This window comes from Amycolatopsis thermoflava N1165, assembly GCF_000473265.1.
Lineage (GTDB): Bacteria > Actinomycetota > Actinomycetes > Mycobacteriales > Pseudonocardiaceae > Amycolatopsis_E > Amycolatopsis_E thermoflava.
Genome location: NZ_KI421511.1, coordinates 8,006,593 through 8,025,144, shown reverse-complemented (window position 1 = coordinate 8,025,144; position 18,552 = coordinate 8,006,593). Strand labels below are relative to the sequence as shown.

15 protein-coding genes are annotated in these 18,552 nt (G+C 72.0%); 7 read left to right on the top strand and 8 right to left on the bottom strand.

Annotated features, from left to right (window positions below; all coding sequences use genetic code 11):
* Positions 1–74 precede the first annotated feature (74 nt).
* The 4 genes from AMYTH_RS0139935 to AMYTH_RS0139920 form a co-directional block, all read right to left on the bottom strand.
* Entirely contained in the window at positions 75–836 is a 762-nt protein-coding gene (locus tag AMYTH_RS0139935) for a glucose 1-dehydrogenase (RefSeq protein WP_027934931.1), read from the bottom strand.
* Positions 836–2,350, bottom strand: a complete 1,515-nt coding sequence (locus AMYTH_RS0139930; protein WP_027934930.1) for an aldehyde dehydrogenase family protein — start codon at positions 2,348–2,350, stop codon at positions 836–838. The genes AMYTH_RS0139935 and AMYTH_RS0139930 overlap by 1 nt, the downstream gene beginning before the upstream one ends.
* The gene (locus AMYTH_RS0139925; protein ID WP_027934929.1) at positions 2,347–3,228 is read right to left on the bottom strand and encodes a 3-oxoacyl-ACP reductase; all 882 of its coding nucleotides are present in this window, start codon (positions 3,226–3,228) and stop codon (positions 2,347–2,349) included. Before AMYTH_RS0139925 ends, AMYTH_RS0139930 begins: the two co-directional genes overlap by 4 nt.
* 62 nt (positions 3,229–3,290) lie before the next feature.
* The gene (locus AMYTH_RS0139920; protein ID WP_027934928.1) at positions 3,291–3,482 is read right to left on the bottom strand and encodes a ferredoxin; all 192 of its coding nucleotides are present in this window, start codon (positions 3,480–3,482) and stop codon (positions 3,291–3,293) included.
* A gap of 105 nt (positions 3,483–3,587) precedes the next feature.
* On the opposite strand from AMYTH_RS0139920, the gene AMYTH_RS0139915 reads away from it, so the two are divergent.
* Genes AMYTH_RS0139915 through AMYTH_RS0139905 form a run of 3 tightly spaced genes read left to right on the top strand, consistent with a single transcriptional unit; the run spans position 3,588 to position 7,316 of the window.
* The gene (locus AMYTH_RS0139915) at positions 3,588–4,769 is read left to right on the top strand and encodes an acyl-CoA dehydrogenase family protein (RefSeq protein ID WP_027934927.1); all 1,182 of its coding nucleotides are present in this window, start codon (positions 3,588–3,590) and stop codon (positions 4,767–4,769) included.
* A gap of 10 nt (positions 4,770–4,779) precedes the next feature.
* Entirely contained in the window at positions 4,780–5,820 is a 1,041-nt protein-coding gene (locus tag AMYTH_RS0139910) for an acyl-CoA dehydrogenase family protein (protein WP_027934926.1), read from the top strand.
* Positions 5,817–7,316: a long-chain-fatty-acid--CoA ligase gene (locus AMYTH_RS0139905; protein WP_027934925.1), complete on the top strand. Its 1,500-nt coding sequence runs from the start codon at positions 5,817–5,819 to the stop codon at positions 7,314–7,316. Before AMYTH_RS0139910 ends, AMYTH_RS0139905 begins: the two co-directional genes overlap by 4 nt.
* Here the strand turns inward: AMYTH_RS0139905 and AMYTH_RS0139900 are convergent.
* The 3 genes from AMYTH_RS0139900 to AMYTH_RS0139885 form a co-directional block, all read right to left on the bottom strand.
* On the bottom strand, positions 7,303–7,896 hold the full coding sequence (locus tag AMYTH_RS0139900) for a hypothetical protein (protein WP_027934924.1): 594 nt from the start codon (positions 7,894–7,896) through the stop codon (positions 7,303–7,305). The two genes, AMYTH_RS0139905 and AMYTH_RS0139900, sit on opposite strands and share 14 nt — an antisense overlap.
* 113 nt (positions 7,897–8,009) lie before the next feature.
* Positions 8,010–10,637 carry a bifunctional acetate--CoA ligase family protein/GNAT family N-acetyltransferase gene (locus AMYTH_RS0139895; RefSeq protein WP_051363145.1) on the bottom strand — a complete coding sequence of 876 codons (2,628 nt, stop codon included), beginning with the start codon at positions 10,635–10,637 and terminating at the stop codon, positions 8,010–8,012.
* Between the two features lie 982 nt (positions 10,638–11,619).
* Positions 11,620–12,789: an acetoin utilization protein AcuC gene (locus AMYTH_RS0139885; RefSeq protein ID WP_020421071.1), complete on the bottom strand. Its 1,170-nt coding sequence runs from the start codon at positions 12,787–12,789 to the stop codon at positions 11,620–11,622.
* Positions 12,790–12,893: 104 nt separating this feature from the next.
* Here AMYTH_RS0139885 and AMYTH_RS0139880 point away from each other — a divergent pair, with 104 nt between their 5' ends.
* From AMYTH_RS0139880 to galE, 3 genes are all read left to right on the top strand, one after another.
* Positions 12,894–13,589, top strand: coding sequence for a metal-dependent transcriptional regulator (locus AMYTH_RS0139880; RefSeq protein ID WP_020421072.1), 696 nt, complete (start codon positions 12,894–12,896; stop codon positions 13,587–13,589).
* Positions 13,586–14,758 carry a galactokinase gene (gene galK / locus AMYTH_RS0139875; RefSeq protein ID WP_027934921.1) on the top strand — a complete coding sequence of 391 codons (1,173 nt, stop codon included), beginning with the start codon at positions 13,586–13,588 and terminating at the stop codon, positions 14,756–14,758. The genes AMYTH_RS0139880 and galK overlap by 4 nt, the downstream gene beginning before the upstream one ends.
* A 94-nt stretch (positions 14,759–14,852) precedes the next feature.
* The gene (galE, locus tag AMYTH_RS0139870; protein WP_027934920.1) at positions 14,853–15,842 is read left to right on the top strand and encodes a UDP-glucose 4-epimerase GalE; all 990 of its coding nucleotides are present in this window, start codon (positions 14,853–14,855) and stop codon (positions 15,840–15,842) included.
* A gap of 151 nt (positions 15,843–15,993) precedes the next feature.
* Here the strand turns inward: galE and AMYTH_RS0139865 are convergent, their stop codons facing one another.
* The gene (locus AMYTH_RS0139865) at positions 15,994–17,316 is read right to left on the bottom strand and encodes a DUF4192 domain-containing protein (protein ID WP_027934919.1); all 1,323 of its coding nucleotides are present in this window, start codon (positions 17,314–17,316) and stop codon (positions 15,994–15,996) included.
* 254 nt (positions 17,317–17,570) lie between these two features.
* On the opposite strand from AMYTH_RS0139865, the gene AMYTH_RS0139860 reads away from it, so the two are divergent.
* Positions 17,571–18,518 (top strand): serine hydrolase, encoded by a 948-nt coding sequence (locus tag AMYTH_RS0139860; RefSeq protein WP_027934918.1) that lies wholly within the window; start codon positions 17,571–17,573, stop codon positions 18,516–18,518.
* Positions 18,519–18,552 lie beyond the last annotated feature (34 nt).

Genomic DNA, 18,552 nt, shown 5'->3' with positions numbered 1-18,552 from the left:
TGCTCTGAGTCTTACTCCCTTGCGGGAAACCGCTTTGCGTTAGCGGTGTTTACTTCGTATTCCCGTGAAGTCGATCACCCCTGCAGGTTCAGTGCATGGGTCGCCGTCGCCCCGCCGTCGGCGACGAATTCCCCGCCCGTGCAGTAGGAACTCTCGTCACTGGCCAGGAACACCGCGAGCTGCGCGATCTCCTCGGGCTTGCCGACGCGTCCCAGCGCGACCTTCTTGCCGACCCAGGCCATGTCGATCTCCGCCCCGCCGGCGGCGTCGGCCACCATCTTCGTGTCGATCATGCCGGGATGGACCGAATTGACCCGGATCCCCTTGCGCCCCAGCTCCAGCGCGGCCACCTTCGTCATCCCCCGGATCGCGAACTTGCTCGCGGTGTAGGCGACGAGGAACGGCATGCCGGCCAGACCCTCCACAGAGGACACGTTGATGATCGAGCCGCCACCGGCCCGCGTCATCGGTTCAACGACCGAGCGCATGCCGAGAAACGCCCCGATCTGGTTGATTCCGATGACGCGTTCGTAATCGGCCAGTGACGTGTGCGCAAGCTCCGAGAAGTGCAGGATTCCGGCGTTGTTCACCAGCACGGTGAGGCCGCCGAACTCGTCCTCGGCGCGCTGCACCGCGGCGGCCCAGTCGTCCTCGCGCGAGACGTCGAGGTGCTGGTAGACCGCGCCGATCTCGTCGGCGAGGGCCTTGCCGTCGTCGTCGGCGACGTCGGCGACCATCACCTTCGCGCCCTCCTGCGTGAACCACCGGGCCGCGGCCGCGCCCTGTCCCCTGGCCGCGCCCGTGATCAGCGCGGTCTTCCCGTCGAGGCGTCCCATCACATCATCTCGTCGGTCAGCGGCAGGTACACCGACTTGAGCTCGGTGTAGGCCTCGATCGAGGACTTGCCGCCCTCGCGCCCCAGCCCGGACTGCTTGAACCCGCCGAAGGGCAGGTGCGGCTCGATCTGGAAACCGTTGATGCCGATCGTGCCCGCGCGCAGCTTGCGCGACACGCGGAACGCGCGCTGGACGTCGGCGGTGAACAGGCCCGCGCCGAGCCCGTACTCGGTGTCGTTGGCCAGGCGCACGGCCTCGTCCTCGTCGGTGAACGGGACGACCGCGAGCACCGGGCCGAAGATCTCCTCCTGCGCGATCGTCGCGTGGTTGTCCACGTCGGCGAAGATGGTCGGGCCGACGAAGTTGCCGTTCGCCAGGTCGCCGCCGAGCCGCTCGCCGCCGGTGACCAGCCGGGCGCCCTCGGCCTTGCCCTTCTCGATGTAGCCGAGCACCCGTTCCAGCTGCTTGGCGTTGATGAGCGGGCTGGCCATGACCCCCGGGTCGAACGGGTCGCCGTAGGTCATCGCCTGCGCCATGCCCTGCGCGGCGCCGAGGAACTCGTCGTAGACGTCCCGGTGCACCAGTGCCCGGGTGTTGGCGACGCACGCCTGGCCGGACAGGCCCATCGTGACCGCGCCGACGACGGTCGCGGCGGCCAGGGCGACGTTGGGCGCGTCGGCGAACACCAGCGCCGGGCTCTTGCCGCCGAGTTCGAGCGAGACCCGCTTGAGCGTGCCCGCGGAGGCCTCGACGATGTGCTTGCCGACCGCGCGGCTGCCGGTGAAGCTGACCTTGTCGACCCCGGGGTGCGTGATCAGCGCTTCGCCGACCGGGTCGCCGGGGCCGGTGACGACGTTGAGCGTGCCGGCCGGCAGCCCGGCCTCGACCAGCAGCTCGACCATGCGCAGCACGGTGAACGTGCAGTATTCCGAAGGTTTGAGCACGATGGTGCACCCGGCCGCGAGTGCCGGGGCGACCTTCTGCGCGAACAGCAGGAACGGCGCGTTCCACGGCAGGATCGCCGCGACCACGCCGATCGGCTCGCGGAAGGTCATCGCCAGGTGGTCGCCGCCCTGGTACGGCGTCAGGGTCTCGCCGCCGAGCTTGTCGACCCAGCCCGCGTGGTGGTCGAACACGTCCGCCGCGGCGCCGACCGAGGTCGCGTAGATCGTGCTGCTGAACGACAACGGCACCGAGTTGTCCAGCGCCTGCAACGACCGCAGCTCCTCGGCGTGCTCACGCAGCAGGTCCGCGTACCGGTGCAGAACCGCGACACGCGTGCTCGCGCGGGAGTTCGACCAGGCGCCCGACTCGAAGGCCACGCGCGCCGACGCGACCGCGGCGTCGACGTCGGCCTCGGTGGCGATGGCGAACTCGCCGATCTCCTCGCCGGTGGCCGGGTGGCGGTGGGTCCACGAGTCGCCGCCGGTACCGGGGCCCCACTGGCCGTCGAGATAGAGCTGACCGGTTTTGAGGCCGACGGATTCGCGGTGCGGCTGCACGGTGAGTGTCATGGGAGCTCCAGGATCTCGGTGGCGGCGAACATGGTGTCGGGATCTCGGTCGTCGAAGTGGGCACCCACGGTGGCCGCCAGCTCGTCGGCCGTCCACAGCGGACCGGCGGTGTCGAACCGCTGCTCGACCGCGGGCGGTTTCAGCAGCGCGACCATGCCGCCATGCACCACGAACACCTGGCCGTTGATGCGCTCCGCCTGCTCCGAGGCGAGGAACGCGACGAACGGGGCGACATGGTCCACCGACAAGGGATCGACGCCGCCGTCCGGCGCGTCGCCGAAGACCGCGGCGGTCATGGCGGTGCGCGCGCGGGGGCAGATGGCGTTCGCCCGCACGCCGTACCGCGCGGCGCCCCGGGCGGTGGCGACGGTGAGGCCCACGATGCCGGCCTTGGCGGCCGCGTAGTTGGGCTGACCGGCGGATCCGACGAGGAACGCCTCGGACGCGGTGTTGACGATCCGCGCGAACACCGGCGCGCCGGTGGCCTTGGACTGGGCGCGCCAGTGCGCGGTGGCGTTGCGGGACAACAGGAAGTGCCCGCGCAGGTGCACCCGGATCACGGTGTCCCACTCCTCGTCGGACATCGAGAACAGCATCCGGTCGCGCAGCACCCCGGCGTTGTTGACGACGACGTGCAGCCCGCCGAAGTGGTCGAGCGCGGCTTCGACGAGGGCGTCGGCGGTGGCGCGCTCGCCCACGTCCCCGGTGACGAGCAGCGCCCGGCCGCCCTCGGCTTCGATCTCCTCGACGACGGTTTTCGCGGCCTCCGTGACGTCGTTGAGGACGACCGAGGCGCCCGAACGGGCCAGCGCCAGCGCCTCCGCCCGGCCCAGTCCCGCCCCGGCCCCGGTCACGATGGCCACCCGCGGTTCCCGTATACCTTCCACGACGGCCAGACTAGAATCTGTTCTCGTCCCGGACAAGCCCCAGTTTCTGCCGTTTACTCGACGGTGAACAGCGCATTCTTGGGGCAAGCCGCGATCGCTTGCGAAACACGTTCTACTTCTGATTCGGGCACCGACGGGTGAACGATGCGCAACTCTTCGTCGTCATCCAGCTCGAAGACGGCGGGCGCGAACCCGATGCACACCTCGTTCGCCTCGCACAGCGACCGGTCGACGGCGACCTCCATGGCTTTCCTCCTCGGCGGCGGAGCTGATAGAAATAGAACGTGTTCTAGACTAGCGCCACGGACCGGTCTGCTTCCAGCAACGACCGGGCGGGCCGGAGGTGACGCATGCGGATCAGCTACACGCCCGAGCAGGACCGGCTGCGCGACGAACTGCGCGACTACTTCGCCAGGCTGATGACCCCGGAACGGCGCGAGGCGCTGGCCGGGGACGGCGGCGAGTACGGGGATGGCAAGGCCTACAAGGAGATCGTGCGCGAGCTGGGCCGGGACGGGTGGCTCGCGATCGGGTGGCCGGAGGAGTGGGGCGGGCAGGCCAGGCCCATGCTCGACCAGCTCGTCTTCACCGACGAGGCGGCCGTGGCCGGGGTGCCGGTGCCGTTCCTGACGGTCAACACGATCGGGCCCACGATCATGCGGTTCGGCACGCCGGAGCAGAAGGCGTTCTACCTGCCGCGCATCGCCGGCGGCGAGCTGCACTTCTCGATCGGCTACTCGGAGCCGGAGGCGGGCACCGACCTCGCGTCCCTGCGCACCCGCGCGGTCCGGGACGGCGACTCCTACATCGTCAACGGCCAGAAGATGTGGACGAGCCTGATCGAGTACGCCGACTACGTGTGGCTGGCCGCGCGCACCGACCCGGACGCGAAACGGCACAAGGGGCTGAGCATCCTGGTCGTGCCGACCGACGCGCCCGGCTTCTCCTGGACGAAGGTGCGCACCGTCGCCGGACCGGGCACGAGCGCGACCTACTACGACGACGTGCGCGTGCCGGTGTCCGCCCGGATCGCCGACGAGAACGCGGGCTGGCCGCTCATCACCAACCAGCTCAACCACGAGCGCGTGGCGCTGACCTCGGCCGCGCCGATCATCTCCGCGCTGGACGAGGTGCGGAGATGGGCGCAGGAGACCAAGCAGCCGGACGGCAGCCGGGTCATCGACGCCGAGTGGGTCCGGATGCACCTGGCCCGCGTGCACGCCCACGCCGAGTACCTCAAGCTGCGCAACTGGCGGATCGCCTGGGCCGCGGGCTCGGACGAGCTGGGCGCGGCGGAGGCCTCGGCGACGAAGGTGTTCGGCACCGAGCTGGCGATCGAGGCGTACCGGCTGCTGATGGAGGTCGTCGGGCCGGGCGCGGTGGTGCGCGCCGGCTCCCCCGGCGCCCTGCTGCGCGGACGACTCGAACGGGCGCACCGCTCGGCGCTGATCCTGACCTTCGGCGGCGGCACGAACGAGATCCAGCGCGACCTGATCGCGGCGACCGCCCTGTCCCTGCCCGTGACCCGCTGAGGAGGAACCTGTGGACTTCGCGTTGAGTGCGGACGTGACCGAACTGGCCGCGCTCGCCGGCCGCATCCTGTCCGAGCGCGCTTCGGCGAGCCCGCACGGCGAGGGCGGGTTCGACCGCGCGGTGTGGCAGGAGCTGGCGCGGGCCGGGGTGATCGACGCGGCGCTGCCTACCGCGGTCGGGGGCGGCGGCCTCGGGCTGCTCGGGCAGTGCGCGGTGCTGACCGAGATCGGCCGGACCGTCGCCGAGGTGCCGTACCTGCCGACCGTGGTGGCCGCGTCCGCGATCGCCGAGGCCGGGGACGGGCGGCTGATCGAGGAGTGGGTCGTGCCGGCGGTGCGTGGTCAGGCGGTGCTGGCGCTGGCCCTGCCGGACGCGGGCGCGCCGTGCGGCTTCACGGCGGAACCGGACGGCGGGGGCTGGCGGATCTCCGGGGCGCAGACGGCGGTGCCGTTCGCCGCGTTCGCCGACGCGCTGGTCGTGCCCGCGCACACGTCCGAGGGGACGGCGGTGTTCGTGGTCGCCGCGGACGGGGTGCGGGCGCAGAGCGTGGTCGACCACGCCGACGCCGGACTGGTCGAGCTGAACGGCGTCGCGGCTTCGCGGTTGCCGGCGGTGTCCCTGCTCGAACACGCGACTGTCGGGTTGTGTGCGCAGCAGCTCGGCGTGCTGGAGAGCGCGTTGCACCGCACGGCGGAGTACGCGCGCCAGCGCGAGCAGTTCGGGCACGCGATCGGTGCCTTCCAGGCGGTGCGGCAGCGGCTGGCGGACGCCTACATCGACGTCGAAGCCGTGCGGCTGACGCTGTGGCAAGCCGCGTGGCGCCTGTCGGAGGGGCTGCCCGCGGGGCCGGAGGTCGCGACGGCGAAGTACTGGGCCGCTGAGGCCGGGCACCGCGTCGCGCACACCGCGGTCCATATCCACGGCGGGGTCGGCATCGACACCGACCACGAGTTGCACCGGTACTTCGTGGCGGCCAAGCGGCTGGAGTTCGCCCTCGGCGGGGCGACGGCGCAGCTGCGGGTGCTGGGCGAGCTGCTCGCGACGTCATGACGGTCACCGAGATGCTGCTGGCGCGCGCCGCGGACGACGGCCCCGGCCTGCGGTTCGAGGACTCGGCGTGGACGTGGCGGGAGCACGTGCAGCAGTGCGCCGACCACGCGGCGGTGTTGCGTTCGCTGCTGACCGGGCCGGTGAAGCACGTGGGTGTGCTGGCGGACAACGTGCCGTCGTTCTCGTTCCTGCTCGGCGGGTGCGCGTTCGCGGGATCGGTGCTGGTCGGCCTGAACCCGACGCGCCGGGGCGCGGCGCTGGAGCGGGACATCCGGCTCGCCGACTGCCAGCTGGTGCTCACCGAGGGGCGGCACGCGGCGTTGCTGGACGGGGTGGACGTGCCGGTGCTGGACCTGGACGGGCCGGAGTGGGCCGCGTTGCTGGATTCGTGCGCGGGCGCTCCGCTGTCCCCGGTGCGCGCAACGCCTTCGGACCTGCTGATGCTCATCTTCACCTCCGGCACCAGCGGCGACCCGAAGGCGGTGCGGTGCACGCACGAGAAGATCGCCTTCCCCGGGCAGATGCTCGCCTCCCGGTTCGGACTGTCCGGTTCGGACTGCGTGTACCTGTCCATGCCGATGTTCCACTCCAACGCGATCATGGCCGGGTGGTCGGTCGGGCTCGCCGCGGGCGCTGCGCTGGCGATGCGGCGGCGGTTCTCGGCGTCCGGTTTCCTGCCCGACGTGCGGCGGTTCGGCGCCACCTACGCGAACTACGTGGGCAAGCCGCTGTCGTACGTGCTGGCGACGCCCGAGTTGCCGGACGACGCGGACAACCCGCTGCGGATCGTCTACGGCAACGAGGGCGCGGAGGCGGACCTGGCCGAGTTCGGCCGCCGGTTCGGCTGCCACGTGGTGGACGCGTTCGGCTCGACCGAGGGCGGGATCGGGTTCGCGCGGACGCCGGACACGCCGCCGGGGTCGCTGGGCCCGCTGCCGGAGGGGGTCGCGGTGCTGGACCCGGAGACCGGCTCGGAGTGCCCGCCCGGGGTGGTCGGGGAGCTGGTGAACACCGCCGGTGCGGGGGCGTTCGCGGGCTACTACAAGAACCCGGAGGCGGACGCCGAGCGACTCCGCGACGGCCGATACCACACCGGGGACCTGGCGTACGTGGACGAGAACGGGTTCTGCTTCTTCGCCGGGCGGCTCGGGGACTGGCTGCGGGTCGACGGCGAGAACCTCGGCACCGCGCCCATCGAGCGGATCCTGCTGCGGCACCCGGCGATCGCGGAGGCGGCGGTGTACGCGGTGCCGGATCCGGCGGTGGGCGACCAGGTGATGGCCGCGCTGGTGCTGTCGGGGCCGCTGTCGCCCGAGGAGTTCGGGGAGTTCCTCGCCGCGCAACCGGACCTCGGGCCGAAGCAGCTGCCACGGTTCGTGCGCCTCGTCAACGAACTCCCGCGGACATCCACGTACAAGATCGTGAAACGGCAGCTGGCGGCGGAGGGGACGGAGTGTTGCGATCCGGCCTGGACGCGTGCCCTCAGAGGACGATGAAGGAGTCCAGGAGTCCGACGCCCGTCAAGATCCCCAGCGCGGACGTCAACACCATTGCCGCGACAGCGGTCGTCAGCCAGAGGCGGCGCCGGGACGCACGCACGAACACCAGAGCCAGCGCACCCCACAGCAGACCTTCCACGAAGAACCACGGTTCGTTCAGGAACAGGTCCTGCAGATCGGCGACGTTCCGGTCATAGGAAACCCAGACACTGCCCGGCAACTCGGTGGGGTGTACGCCCGTGACGCTGAGCACCCGCAACGTCCAGTTGACCACGGCGTGCATGCAGCACCCGACCGCGCCGGCCCAGCCGAAGAACGGCAACGCCCGCCGCAGGGCCGGCCTGGCGAGGATCAGCGGAAGAACCGCCGCGGCCATGATGATGGCGGCTCCGGCAGCGTTGATCGCCTGGAAAACCGGCTTCGAAACCGGCTCACCGATCATGCCGAACGTGCCGCCGAAGGCGTAGTAGGCGCGGTAGCAGCCGTAGACGAACGCCCACCCGGCAAGCCAGATCGCGAGTTTGCGGGCCCGCTGGTCGCGGCTGTCATCCGTTGTGGCAACGCCTTCGTGCCGCACGTCGATAGGTGAAGAGCGCACACTCATCCTTGTTTCCGATGTCCTCGGCCTCACCTTGCCACGACGGCACTGAGAAAAATCTCAAGCCGCGCTACCGCCTGTCACCGCTTCCGTCAGAACGTCGCGTTGATCGGGCGCAGCCGCCGGGGCCCGGTGTCCGGCCGGGCCGGCGGCGGGCCGAGCACGATGCGCGCGTTGGCCACGAACGCGCCCTCCGGCGAGGCCATCACCGGGTCCAGCGTCAGCGCCCGCACCTCGGGGTGGTCCTCCGCCAGCGCCGCCACCCGCAGCACCATGTCCTGCAGCGCCGCCAGGTCCGCGGGCTCGTCGCCGCGGTAGCCGGTCAGCAGGGGGGCGCTCTTCGGCTCGCGGATGAGCGTCGCGGCGTCCACGTCGGTCAGCGGCACCGCCCGGTACGCCCGGTCCCCCAGCAGCGTGCTCACCAGCCCGGACAACCCGAACGACACCAGGCTGCCGAACGACGGGTCGTCCTGCAGGCCGATCAGGCACGAGATGCCCTTCGGCGCCATCTTCTGCACGTAGACGTCCCGCTCGCCGGACACCTCGCTCAGGTCCTCGTACCCGCGCCGCACCGCGTCCGGCGACGCCAGGTCCAGCCGCACGCCCGCGAGGTCCGGCCGTCCGCGGAGGCGTTCGTCCACGGCCTTCACCGTGACCGGGTAGCCGAGCTCCTCCGCGGCCTGGACCGCGGCCTCGGCGCTCGACACCACCCGGAACGGCACCACGTCGATGCCGTAGCACCCGAGCAGCCGCACGATGTCGGCGTCCTCGAGCACCACGTTCTTGTCGCCGCCGGCCAGGATCTCCCGCACGACCTGCTCGGCCTGCTCGACGTGCAGCCCGTCGGGGCGGATGAGCGTGCCCTGCGGCCGCTGCCGCCACGCCGCGTACCGCACGACCTTCGCCAGCGCGTTCACCGCGCGTTCCGGGCTGGGGTACGACGGGATCGACCCGCGCCCGGGGGCGCCGTCCGGTCCCGGCACGGCCAGTTCGTCCGGCACGCCCTCGGCGGCGAGGAACGTCGACACGATCGGTTTGCCCTGGTCCAGCTCCTGCGCCGCCTCGCGCAGCGCCCGCGCGTACGTGCTGCCCGGGATCGACAGCGGCGGCACGAACACCGCGACCAGCGCGTCGGTCTCCGGGTTGTTCAGCGCCTCCCGGACCGCCGCGGCGAAGTCCTCCGGACCCGCCTGCGGCCCGACGTCCACCGGGTCGAACGCGAGCCGCAGCCCCTGCGCGCGGGCCGTGTCGGCGGCGAGCAGGCCGATCGCGCTGGAGTTGCCGACGATCCCGATCCGCGGCCCCGCGGGCAACGGCTGGTGGGCGAACACGAGCGCGGTGTCGAACAGCTGGGCCAGCGTCTCCACCCGCACCACACCGGCCTGCTCGAACAGCGCCTGCACGCTCGACTCGTCGACCTCGGCGGAGGTCGCGGCCAGCTGCGGGCGGACGGCGTGCCGCCCGGACTTGACCGCGACGATCGGCTTGCTGCGCCCGAGCCGCCGGGCGAGGCGGGCGAACTTGCGCGGGTTGCCGAACGATTCGAGGTAGAGCAGGACGAGGTCGGTGCTGGTGTCGGTCTCCCAGTACTGCAGCAGGTCGTTGCCGGAGACATCGGCGCGGTTGCCCGCGGACACGAACGTCGACAGGCCGAGGCCGCGCGCTTCGGCGTCGGCGAGGATCGCGGTGCCCAAGGCGCCGGACTGGCAGAAGAACCCGGCGCGGCCCCGTTTGGGCAGGCGCGGGGCGAGGGTGGCGTTGAGCCGGACCGCCGGATCGGTGTTGAGCACGCCGAGGGCGTTCGGGCCGACCACGCGCATGCCGTGCGCGCGTGCCTCGCCGACGAGGCGCAGCTCGGCGTGCAGGCCGTGCGGGCCCGCCTCGCCGAAACCGGCGGTGACGATCAGCAAGGTCTTGACGCCCTTGGCGAGCGCACCGTCCAACACGGACTCGACCTGGTCCGCGGGCACCGCCACGACGGCGAGGTCCACCGGGTCCGGGATGTCCACAACGGACGGATAGGCGCGCACGCCACGCACCGAGCGGTGCTCCGGGTTCACCGGGTAGACGGTGCCCGCGAAGTCCGCGGCGAGCAGGTTGGACAGGACCGAGTAGCCGACCTTCGTGGGGTCGGCCGAGGCGCCGATGACCGCGACCGACCGCGGGTGGAGGAGGTTGTAGACGCTGCGCGCCTCGGCGGCCTGTTCGCGAGCGCGGGCGACGGCGAGGGACTCCTCGGTGGGGTCGATGTCGAACTCCAGGTGCAGCACGCCCTCCTCGATGGCGCGGCTGACCTGGTAACCGGCGTCGCGGAAGACGCGCACCATGGCGGCGTTCTCGGCGAGGACCTCGGCGACGAACCGGCGCAGGCCGCTCTCGGACGCGGCGGCGGCCAGGTGTTCCAGCAGGATCGACCCGACGCCGCGCCCCTGGTGCGCGTCGTCCACGACGAACGCCACCTCGGCCGAGGGCCCGTCGCCGAGCCGCTCGTACCGCCCCACGGCGATGATGTCGTCCCCGAGCAGGGCGACGAACGCCACGCGGTCGTGGTGGTCGACGACGGAGAACCGTTCGAGGTCCCGCTGCGGGATGCGCGGGTAGGCGCCGAAGTAGCGGAGGTACCGGGTGCGCTCGGAGAGCTTGCCATGGAAGGCGACGAGGGCATCGGCGTCACTCGGCACGATGGGTCGCAAGTGGACGGTGCCGCCGTCGCTGAGCAGGACGTCGGCCTCCCAGTGGCGGGGATAGTCGTAGGGATCACGGGGCCCGTGCTTCTCCCGGTTAGTGCCCTCACCCGCGCCGGCCGCCCGCCCGGGACCGGCGCCGCCCGACGCGCCACGGGTGGCTGGCTCCTGGCCGGCATCGCTGGACGCACCGGCAGCACCACGCTCCTCGGCACCGCCACGCTCACCGGCACCGCTCGGCCCACCAGCACCACCGCGACCAGCGCTGCCGCGTTCACCGGCACCGCTCCGCTCACCAGCACCACCGCGGCCACCAGTGCCGCGCTCACCAGCACCGCTCGGCCCACCAGCACCACCGCGACCAGCACCACCGCGCTCACCGGCGCCGCTCACCTGCGTCTGCCCCGCGCCCCCACGCTCGCCGGCACCGGTCAGCTGCTCCTGCTCCCCGCTGCCGCCCGCACTGCCCTGATCACTGCCCACGCCAGCGCCACCCACCTGCTCCTGATCGACAACGCCGCCCAGCCCCGAGCCGCCACCGGCGGCCTGCTCACCACCGGAGGCCTCGCCACCGGCCGCTCGCTCACCACCGGAGGCCTCGCCATGGGCCGCTCGCTCACCACCGGAGGCCCCGCCACCACCGACACTGCCCACACCGCCGCCCGACCCCAAGCCGCCACCGGCGACCTGGCCACCACCAGACGCCTCACCACCGGCGGCCTGCTCACCACCAGCGGCCCCGCCACCACCGGCACCGCCCACACCGCCCGGCCCGGAGCCGCCACCGGCGGCTTGGCCACCGCCCGCGCTGTCGCCCCGATTCCGGCCGGCAGCGGCCCGTCGGCCGGCACCCGCGGTCGCGCCGAGGTCGCCCTCCGTGCTCTCCTCCTCCGGCGCGCCATCCCCCTGAACCTGGTCGGGCCTGCCGGCCGGTGCGGCTCCGCGGGGCTCGTCCTCGTGGGGGCCGCCGGGCTTGTCGCTCCTGCTCATCTCACGTCGATTCCTCGGATCGGTCGGGTCAGTCCCTCGGGTCGTCCGGGTCCAGGCCGTGCAGCGGGAACAGCGCGCGGCGCGTGTCCCGGATCGCGACGTCGACCGGGTCGTCCGCCCCGTCCCCCCACGAGCGGAACGTGGTGTCCCGGCCGTCGGTCATCTCCGGCGGCAGCTCAGCGCTCGGCGCGGCCCGCAGGACGGTGTTGACCCAGTTGGGCGGCAGCGGCGTCTCGGGCTTCACGTCGCGGTCGAGGACCGTCGCCATGAGGTGCGTCCACGAGCGCGGCACGACCCGGATCAGCTGGTAACCGCCCCCGCCGACGGCCAGCCACCGGCCCTCGGCGTGACGCTCAGCGAGGTCACGGAGAGTAGCGTAAATGGTCCGGTGCCCGTCGACCGAGAGCGCGAGGTCCGCGAGCGGGTCCTCCTCGTGGGAGTCGACGCCGCACTGGGTGACCAGGATCTGTGGCCGGAACACCTCGAGCAGCGACGGCACGACCGCGTGGAAGGCGCGCAACCAGCCGGCGTCGCGGGTGCCGGGCGGCAGCGGCACGTTCACCGACGTGCCCTCGGCCTCGCCGGACCCGGTCTCGGCGCTGTACCCGGTGCCCGGCCACAGCGTGAACGGGTGCTGGTGCAGCGAGACCGTGAGCACGCGGGGGTCGCCGTAGAAGGCGGCCTGCACGCCGTCGCCGTGGTGGACGTCGGTGTCGACGTAGGCGATGCGGTCGAAACCGTGGTCGAGCAGCCAGGAGATGGCCACCGCGCAGTCGTTGTAGACGCAGAACCCGGCGGCGTGGTCGCGCATGGCGTGGTGGAGGCCACCAGCGATGTTCACCGCGCGCCGCGCCTCGCCGTCGGCGATCTTGCGCGCCCCGAGCAGGGTCGAGCCGACCACCAGGGCGGAGGCGTCGTGCATGTCGCTGAACACCGGGTTGTCGGCGGTGCCGAGGCCGTGGCCGACGTCCCAGCCCGCGGTCGGCGCGAGCTTGACCGCCGCCAGGTACTCCTCAGCGTGGATGCGGTACAACTCGGTATCGGTGGCGGGCTCGGGCACGAGCAGTTCCACGCCGTCGAGGACCCCCAGCTCAGTGGCGAGCCGCACGGTGAGGTCGAGCCGGACCGGGTTGAACGGGTGCTCACCGCCGAGGTCGTAACCGAGGAGGGCGGGATCCCAGACGACGGCGGGCTGCATGACGTCCGATGGTAGCCGTGAGGAGCGGGATTATCCTCCCGGTCACCTGGGGTGACCGTCGCCCGGAACGACTACCATGGATTGTCGCGGACGAAGGGGACATCGTGAACGATCTCATCGACACCACAGAGATGTACTTGAAGACCATCTTCGAGCTCGAAGAGGAAGGTGTCGTACCGCTGCGCGCCCGCATCGCCGAGCGGCTGCAGCAGAGCGGTCCGACAGTCAGTCAGACGGTGGCCCGCATGGAACGCGACGGACTGGTGCGCGTCGCCGACGACCGCCACCTGCAACTCACCGACCACGGCCGGGAGCTGGCCATCGCCGTCATGCGCAAGCACCGCCTCGCGGAGCGGCTGCTGCTCGACGTGATCGGGCTGGAGTGGGAGCACGTGCACACCGAGGCCTGCCACTGGGAGCACGTGATGAGCGAGGCGGTGGAGCGCAAGCTGGTCCGGCTGCTCGACCACCCGACCACCTCGCCCTACGGCAACCCGATCCCTGGTCTGGACAAGCTCGGCGAGGGCGGGCTGCCCGCGCCGCCCGCCGAGGCCGACCTGGTGCGTCTGGACGACTTCGCGCGGTCCGGCGGCGGCAAGGCGGAGATCCGGCGCCTGGCCGAGCACATCCAGCTCGACGAGAAGCTGATGGTGGACCTGAAGAAGGCGGGAGTCGCCCCCGGCAGCGTCGTGTCGGTGCGCCGCGCGGACGGCGGCGGCACCGCGGAGCTGACCGGTGAGCTGGGCGCGGTCCAGGTGCCCATGTCGGTGCTGCACGCGGTTCTGGCGCAGGCCAAGTGAGCTCCGCGAGCGAGGCCGCGGAGGCGTTCCGGTCCGTGCACGGGCGGCCCCCGTCCGGCGTGTGGTCCGCGCCGGGCCGGGTCAACCTGATCGGCGAGCACACCGACTACAACGACGGTTTCGTGCTGCCGTTCGCCCTGCCGCACCGGCTGGCCGCCGCCGCGTCCCCGCGCGCCGACCAGGTCCTCACCGTGTCCACCCTCGGCTCCGACGGGCGCATCCAGGAAGCCCGGCCGGTCACGATCCCCGATCTCCGTCCCGGTGGTGTCGACGGCTGGGCCGCGTACCCGGCCGGGGTGGCGTGGGTGCTGCGCGACCACGGTGTCGAGCGCGGCGCCGACGTAGTCCTGGCCGGTGACGTCCCCACCGGAGCCGGGCTGTCCTCCTCCGCCGCGCTGGAGTGTGCGGTGGCACTGGCCCTGCTCGGGCTGGCCGGCGAAGACGACCCGGGCCTGGAGCGGCGAGCTGAGATCGCCCGCTGGGCCCAGCGCGCCGAGAACGACTTCGTCGGCGCCCCGACCGGCGTGCTCGACCAGACCGCTTCGCTGTGTTGCGTCGACGGTCACGTGCTGTTCCTCGACGTCCGTTCCGGCGAGATGGAGCAGGTGCCGTTCGACGCCGCGGCCGCGGGCCTGCGCATCCTGGCCATCGACACGCGCGTCAAGCACGCCCACAGCGAGGGCGGCTACGGCGAGCGCCGCAAGGGCACCGAACGCGCGGCCGACCTGCTCGGCGTCAAGGCGCTGCGGGACGTGGACCCCGGCGACCTGGACAGCGCGCTCGCGCAGCTGCCCGCCGAGCTCGGCCCGCTCGTCCGCCACGTGGTGACGGAGAACCAGCGCGTGCTCGACGTGGTCGCCCTGCTCCGGGACGGGCGGATCGGCGACATCGGCCCGCTGCTCACCGCTTCGCACGTCAGCATGCGCGACGACTACCGGATCTCCTGCCCGGAGCTGGACCTCGCCGTGGAGGTCGCGGAGGCCAACGGCGCCCTCGGCGCGCGGATGACCGGCGGCGGGTTCGGCGGCACCGCGATCGCCCTCGTGCCCGAGTCCGCTGTGGACACCGTCGAGGCGGCGGTCACGGAGGCCTTCGACCGCGCGGGCTACCGCGCGCCGCGTGCCTTCGCGGCGGTCCCGTCCCCCGGCGCCGGACGCGACGAGCTGTAATTCGGCGGGGCCGGACCTGTGCGTGGCTCACAGGTTGCTGGTCCACACTGGCGACACCTCCTTTTCGTTCTCGAGAAAGGCTTCCGACGAGACCATGGCTTCCGACTCCTCGCGCCTCAAGCTGATCGTCACGGGCGGTGCCGGTTACGTCGGCAGCGTCTGCACGGCCCGCCTGCTGGAGGCCGGGCACGAGGTCGTCGTCGTGGACGACCTGTCCACCGGCCACGCGGACGCCGTCCCCGACGGCGCGCGCTTCGTCGAGGGCGACGCCGCCGACGCGACGGCGTCCCTGCTCGGCGAGGGTTTCGACGGCGTGCTGCACTTCGCGGCGAAGTCCCTCGTCGGCGAGTCGATGCAGGACCCGGCCAAGTACTGGCACGGGAACGTGATCACCTCCATCCGTTTGCTGGACGCGATGCGTGCGCACGGCACGCCGCGCCTGGTCTTCTCCTCCACGGCGGCCACCTACGGTGAGCCGGAGCGCAGCCCGATCCCGGAGACCGCGCCCACGATGCCGACCAACACCTACGGTGCGTCGAAGCTCGCCATCGACCACGCGATCACCAGCTACGCGCGGGCGCACGGACTGGCTGCCGTGAGCCTGCGGTACTTCAACGTCGCCGGCGCGTACGGTCGCTTCGGGGAGCGGCACACCACGGAGACCCACCTGATCCCGCTGGTGCTGCAGGTTGCCACCGGGGACCGCCCGCACATCGGCATCTTCGGCGAGGACTACCCCACCGACGACGGCACGGCCGTTCGCGACTACATCCACGTCGCCGACCTCGCCGACGCCCACCTGCTCGCGCTGACGCACGCGCGGGCCGGTGAACACCGCATCTACAACCTGGGCAACGGCACCGGGTTCTCCGTGCGCCAGGTCATCGAGGCGTGCCGGGCCGTGACCGGGCACCCGATCCCGGCCGAGGTTGCGCCGCGCCGCACCGGGGACCCCGCGATCCTGGTGGCCGCCAGCGACCGGGCCCGCGAGGAGCTCGGCTGGAAGCCCGAGCGCGCCGACCTGGAAGGCATCGTCCGCGACGCCTGGCGCTTCACGCAGGAGCGCAAGGCACTCGGCGGCTGATCCACTCGGTGGCTGAGGTCGGCGCCGCCCGAACGGCCTGGCCTGTGCGGCTGATGCCAGTCGGGAGTCTGCTCCGCCACTGATGTGCCTTGACCGGCCTCCACAGCTGGTCCTGCCTGTAGCCGACCTCCCCATGGCGCTCGCGGCTGCGTCATGTGAGCATGAGGCCTCCTTCCTGGCAGTCGCTCAGGCGGCGCAGCGTTTCGGGTGGGAGTTGGTGGCTGAGGCAGATCCGGAGGAGCTCCGCGAGGCGGTGGCCGGGGTGGGCGGCCAGTGCGTTGTCGAACGCCAGGGCGGCCAGGACGCCGTCGCCGCGGCGGTAGGCCGAGTAGCCGAGCAGCACGGCCGGCTCGGCGCGTTCCGGCATCGGGGTGCGGCGCACGAGTTCGAGCCACAGCCGTTCGGCGGCGGTGGCCGGGGGTTCACCGGGCGGGTCGGCCGTCGTGAGGCAACGGTCGCGCACCGTGAGGTCCGACAGGGCCATTGCCAGGGACACCACGTCCTCGTCGCTCAGGTCGAAGTCGCCCGCGACAGCCCGCGCTAGGGCGGCGCGGACGACGGCGAGGTGCTCGGCCGACTGCGCCTCGCCGAACCAGTCCGGTGCGGCCCGGTCCTCAGCTGCCCGCTCCGCCTCGACGTGCGAGTCCACTGCGGAACTGCCCGCCGCGGCACGCTTCGCCTCCTCGGAACTGCCCGCCGCCGCCAGCCCACCGGACGCCACCTCACCGAAACCCCCCGGCGCGGCACCACCCGCGGCAGTCCGATCAGCAACCTCTGTCGCGCCGAACCAGTCCCGTGCGGCACTGCCCCCCGTGGCCTGTTGGGGCGCGTCAGGGCTGTCCGTAGCGGCAAAGTCCGGTCTCGTCGGCCAATTGTCGATCGCTGCGTCCAGCATGTGTTGTCGCCGGGTGATGGCGGCTGGGTCGTCCGGGTCGAGCAGTCGTGCCACTTCCCCGCGGCTGCCGTAGGTCACCTGGCCCGTCGTCGCCATCGTCGCGGCCAGCACGGTTTCCCGGTCGTCCGGCAGCACGCCCCGCAAGCACACCTCGTGGTAGCACCGCCACCGCGCTCCGCCGCGGATCTCCGGTACCCACAGTGCGTGGTCGACCGGCCGTCCGGCGTCCCCGAAGGCGGACATCAACCGGTGGGCCAGGCCGTGGTGCGGTATCCGGCCCGGCGGCGCCCGGTGGCCGGGGCGGCGGCCGATGATCACGACCGTCACCCCGGCGCCGGGATGTCGGAGCACGGCTCGCACGAGGTCACGGGCCGCATCCGGCTCGCACGTCGAGTCGGGCAGATCCGCGCGGATCACGGGCGTGATCGGGCTTTCCCGGCCGCCGTGGTTGAGCAGGACGACGGACGGGCCGGGCCGGTACGTCAGGAGATGCGGCACCGCCGCGATCAGCTCGCCCGGGTCGGAGATGCGGACGGTGATCCGGCCGTCCGTGCCGGTGTTGGTGGTCGTGGAAGTCATGAATCCACTATGGGGCAAAAAACCGGTCTTCCCGAAACAGAACGGGATTCTGTGGATGGTTCAGGACGATGTGGACAACTTCCCGCCCGCGCGGGCCGCTGACGCGTTCCTGTCAGGGGTGTGCGGTAGGGTGCCCGCCCTGCTCCGTTCGGTCCACAGTAGATTCCACCCGACCTGACGAAGATCGACATGAGATCGCGCGGTTTTACCGTACGGTTACCTTCGCGGGGCACGAATCCGATTAGGTGGACGTTATGCGGGGCATGAAATGGCGCGTCGTGCTCGCCGGGGTGGGCGCGGGAGTCGCCACAGCCGTGGTCGTCACCTCGCTGACGATCGGCGAGGCGGACACCGGTTCGGTGCCTGTCGCGGCGCCCAGCACCCTGCCGCCGCCCAGCACCCTGCCACCGTCCGGCACGGCGTCGTCGAGCACACCGGTCAGCACCACGCACTCGACGCTGACCGCCGACGAGCGCACGCGGCTCGCCGCCGCCGCGACCGGTGCGGTCACCCACGAGGTGTCCGGGACCACCGTCGGCCTCGCCCTGTACGACACGGCCACCGGTGAACTGCTGGCCTCCGCGAACGGGGACCGGCAGTTCTACGCGGCGTCGGTGGTCAAGCTCCTGATGGCGATCGACGTGCTGCACACCGGCGGGTGGCGCGCCCCCAGCGAGGGACAGCGCGAGCGCATCGTCGAAGTGCTGTCGCTCAGCCACGACGGCGACGCCGACTCGCTCTGGAACTCGGGCGGGCGCGGATCGATCATCACGCGGATGGCTGATCTGATGAACCTGCAGAACACGCATCCGCCGCGGATTTCCGACCAGTGGGAGATGACCAGGACGACCCCGAACGACCTGGTGGCCATCTACCGCTACCTGGCCACCGAGGTGCCACCCGAGGCTCGGCAGCCGATCCTCGACGGGCTGGCGGCGATCCGGACCCCGGCCGCGGACGGGTTTCCGCAGTACTTCGGCATCCCCGACGGCCTGCCTGGGCTGCCGCGCGCGGTGAAGCAGGGCTGGATGGAGATCAACCGGGCCGTCGTGCTGAACACGACCGGGCTCGTGGGGCAGGACTACCGCTACGTCGCCGTCCTGCTGACCGAGCTGCCGCTGGGGACGAGCTTCGGCAGGGGACGTGCCGCGCTGACGGCCGGGATCAGCGCGTTGCGGCCGACCGTGAGCGAATTGCCCTGACCTGCTACCGCGGCTCCTGGTGGAAGCAGGGACC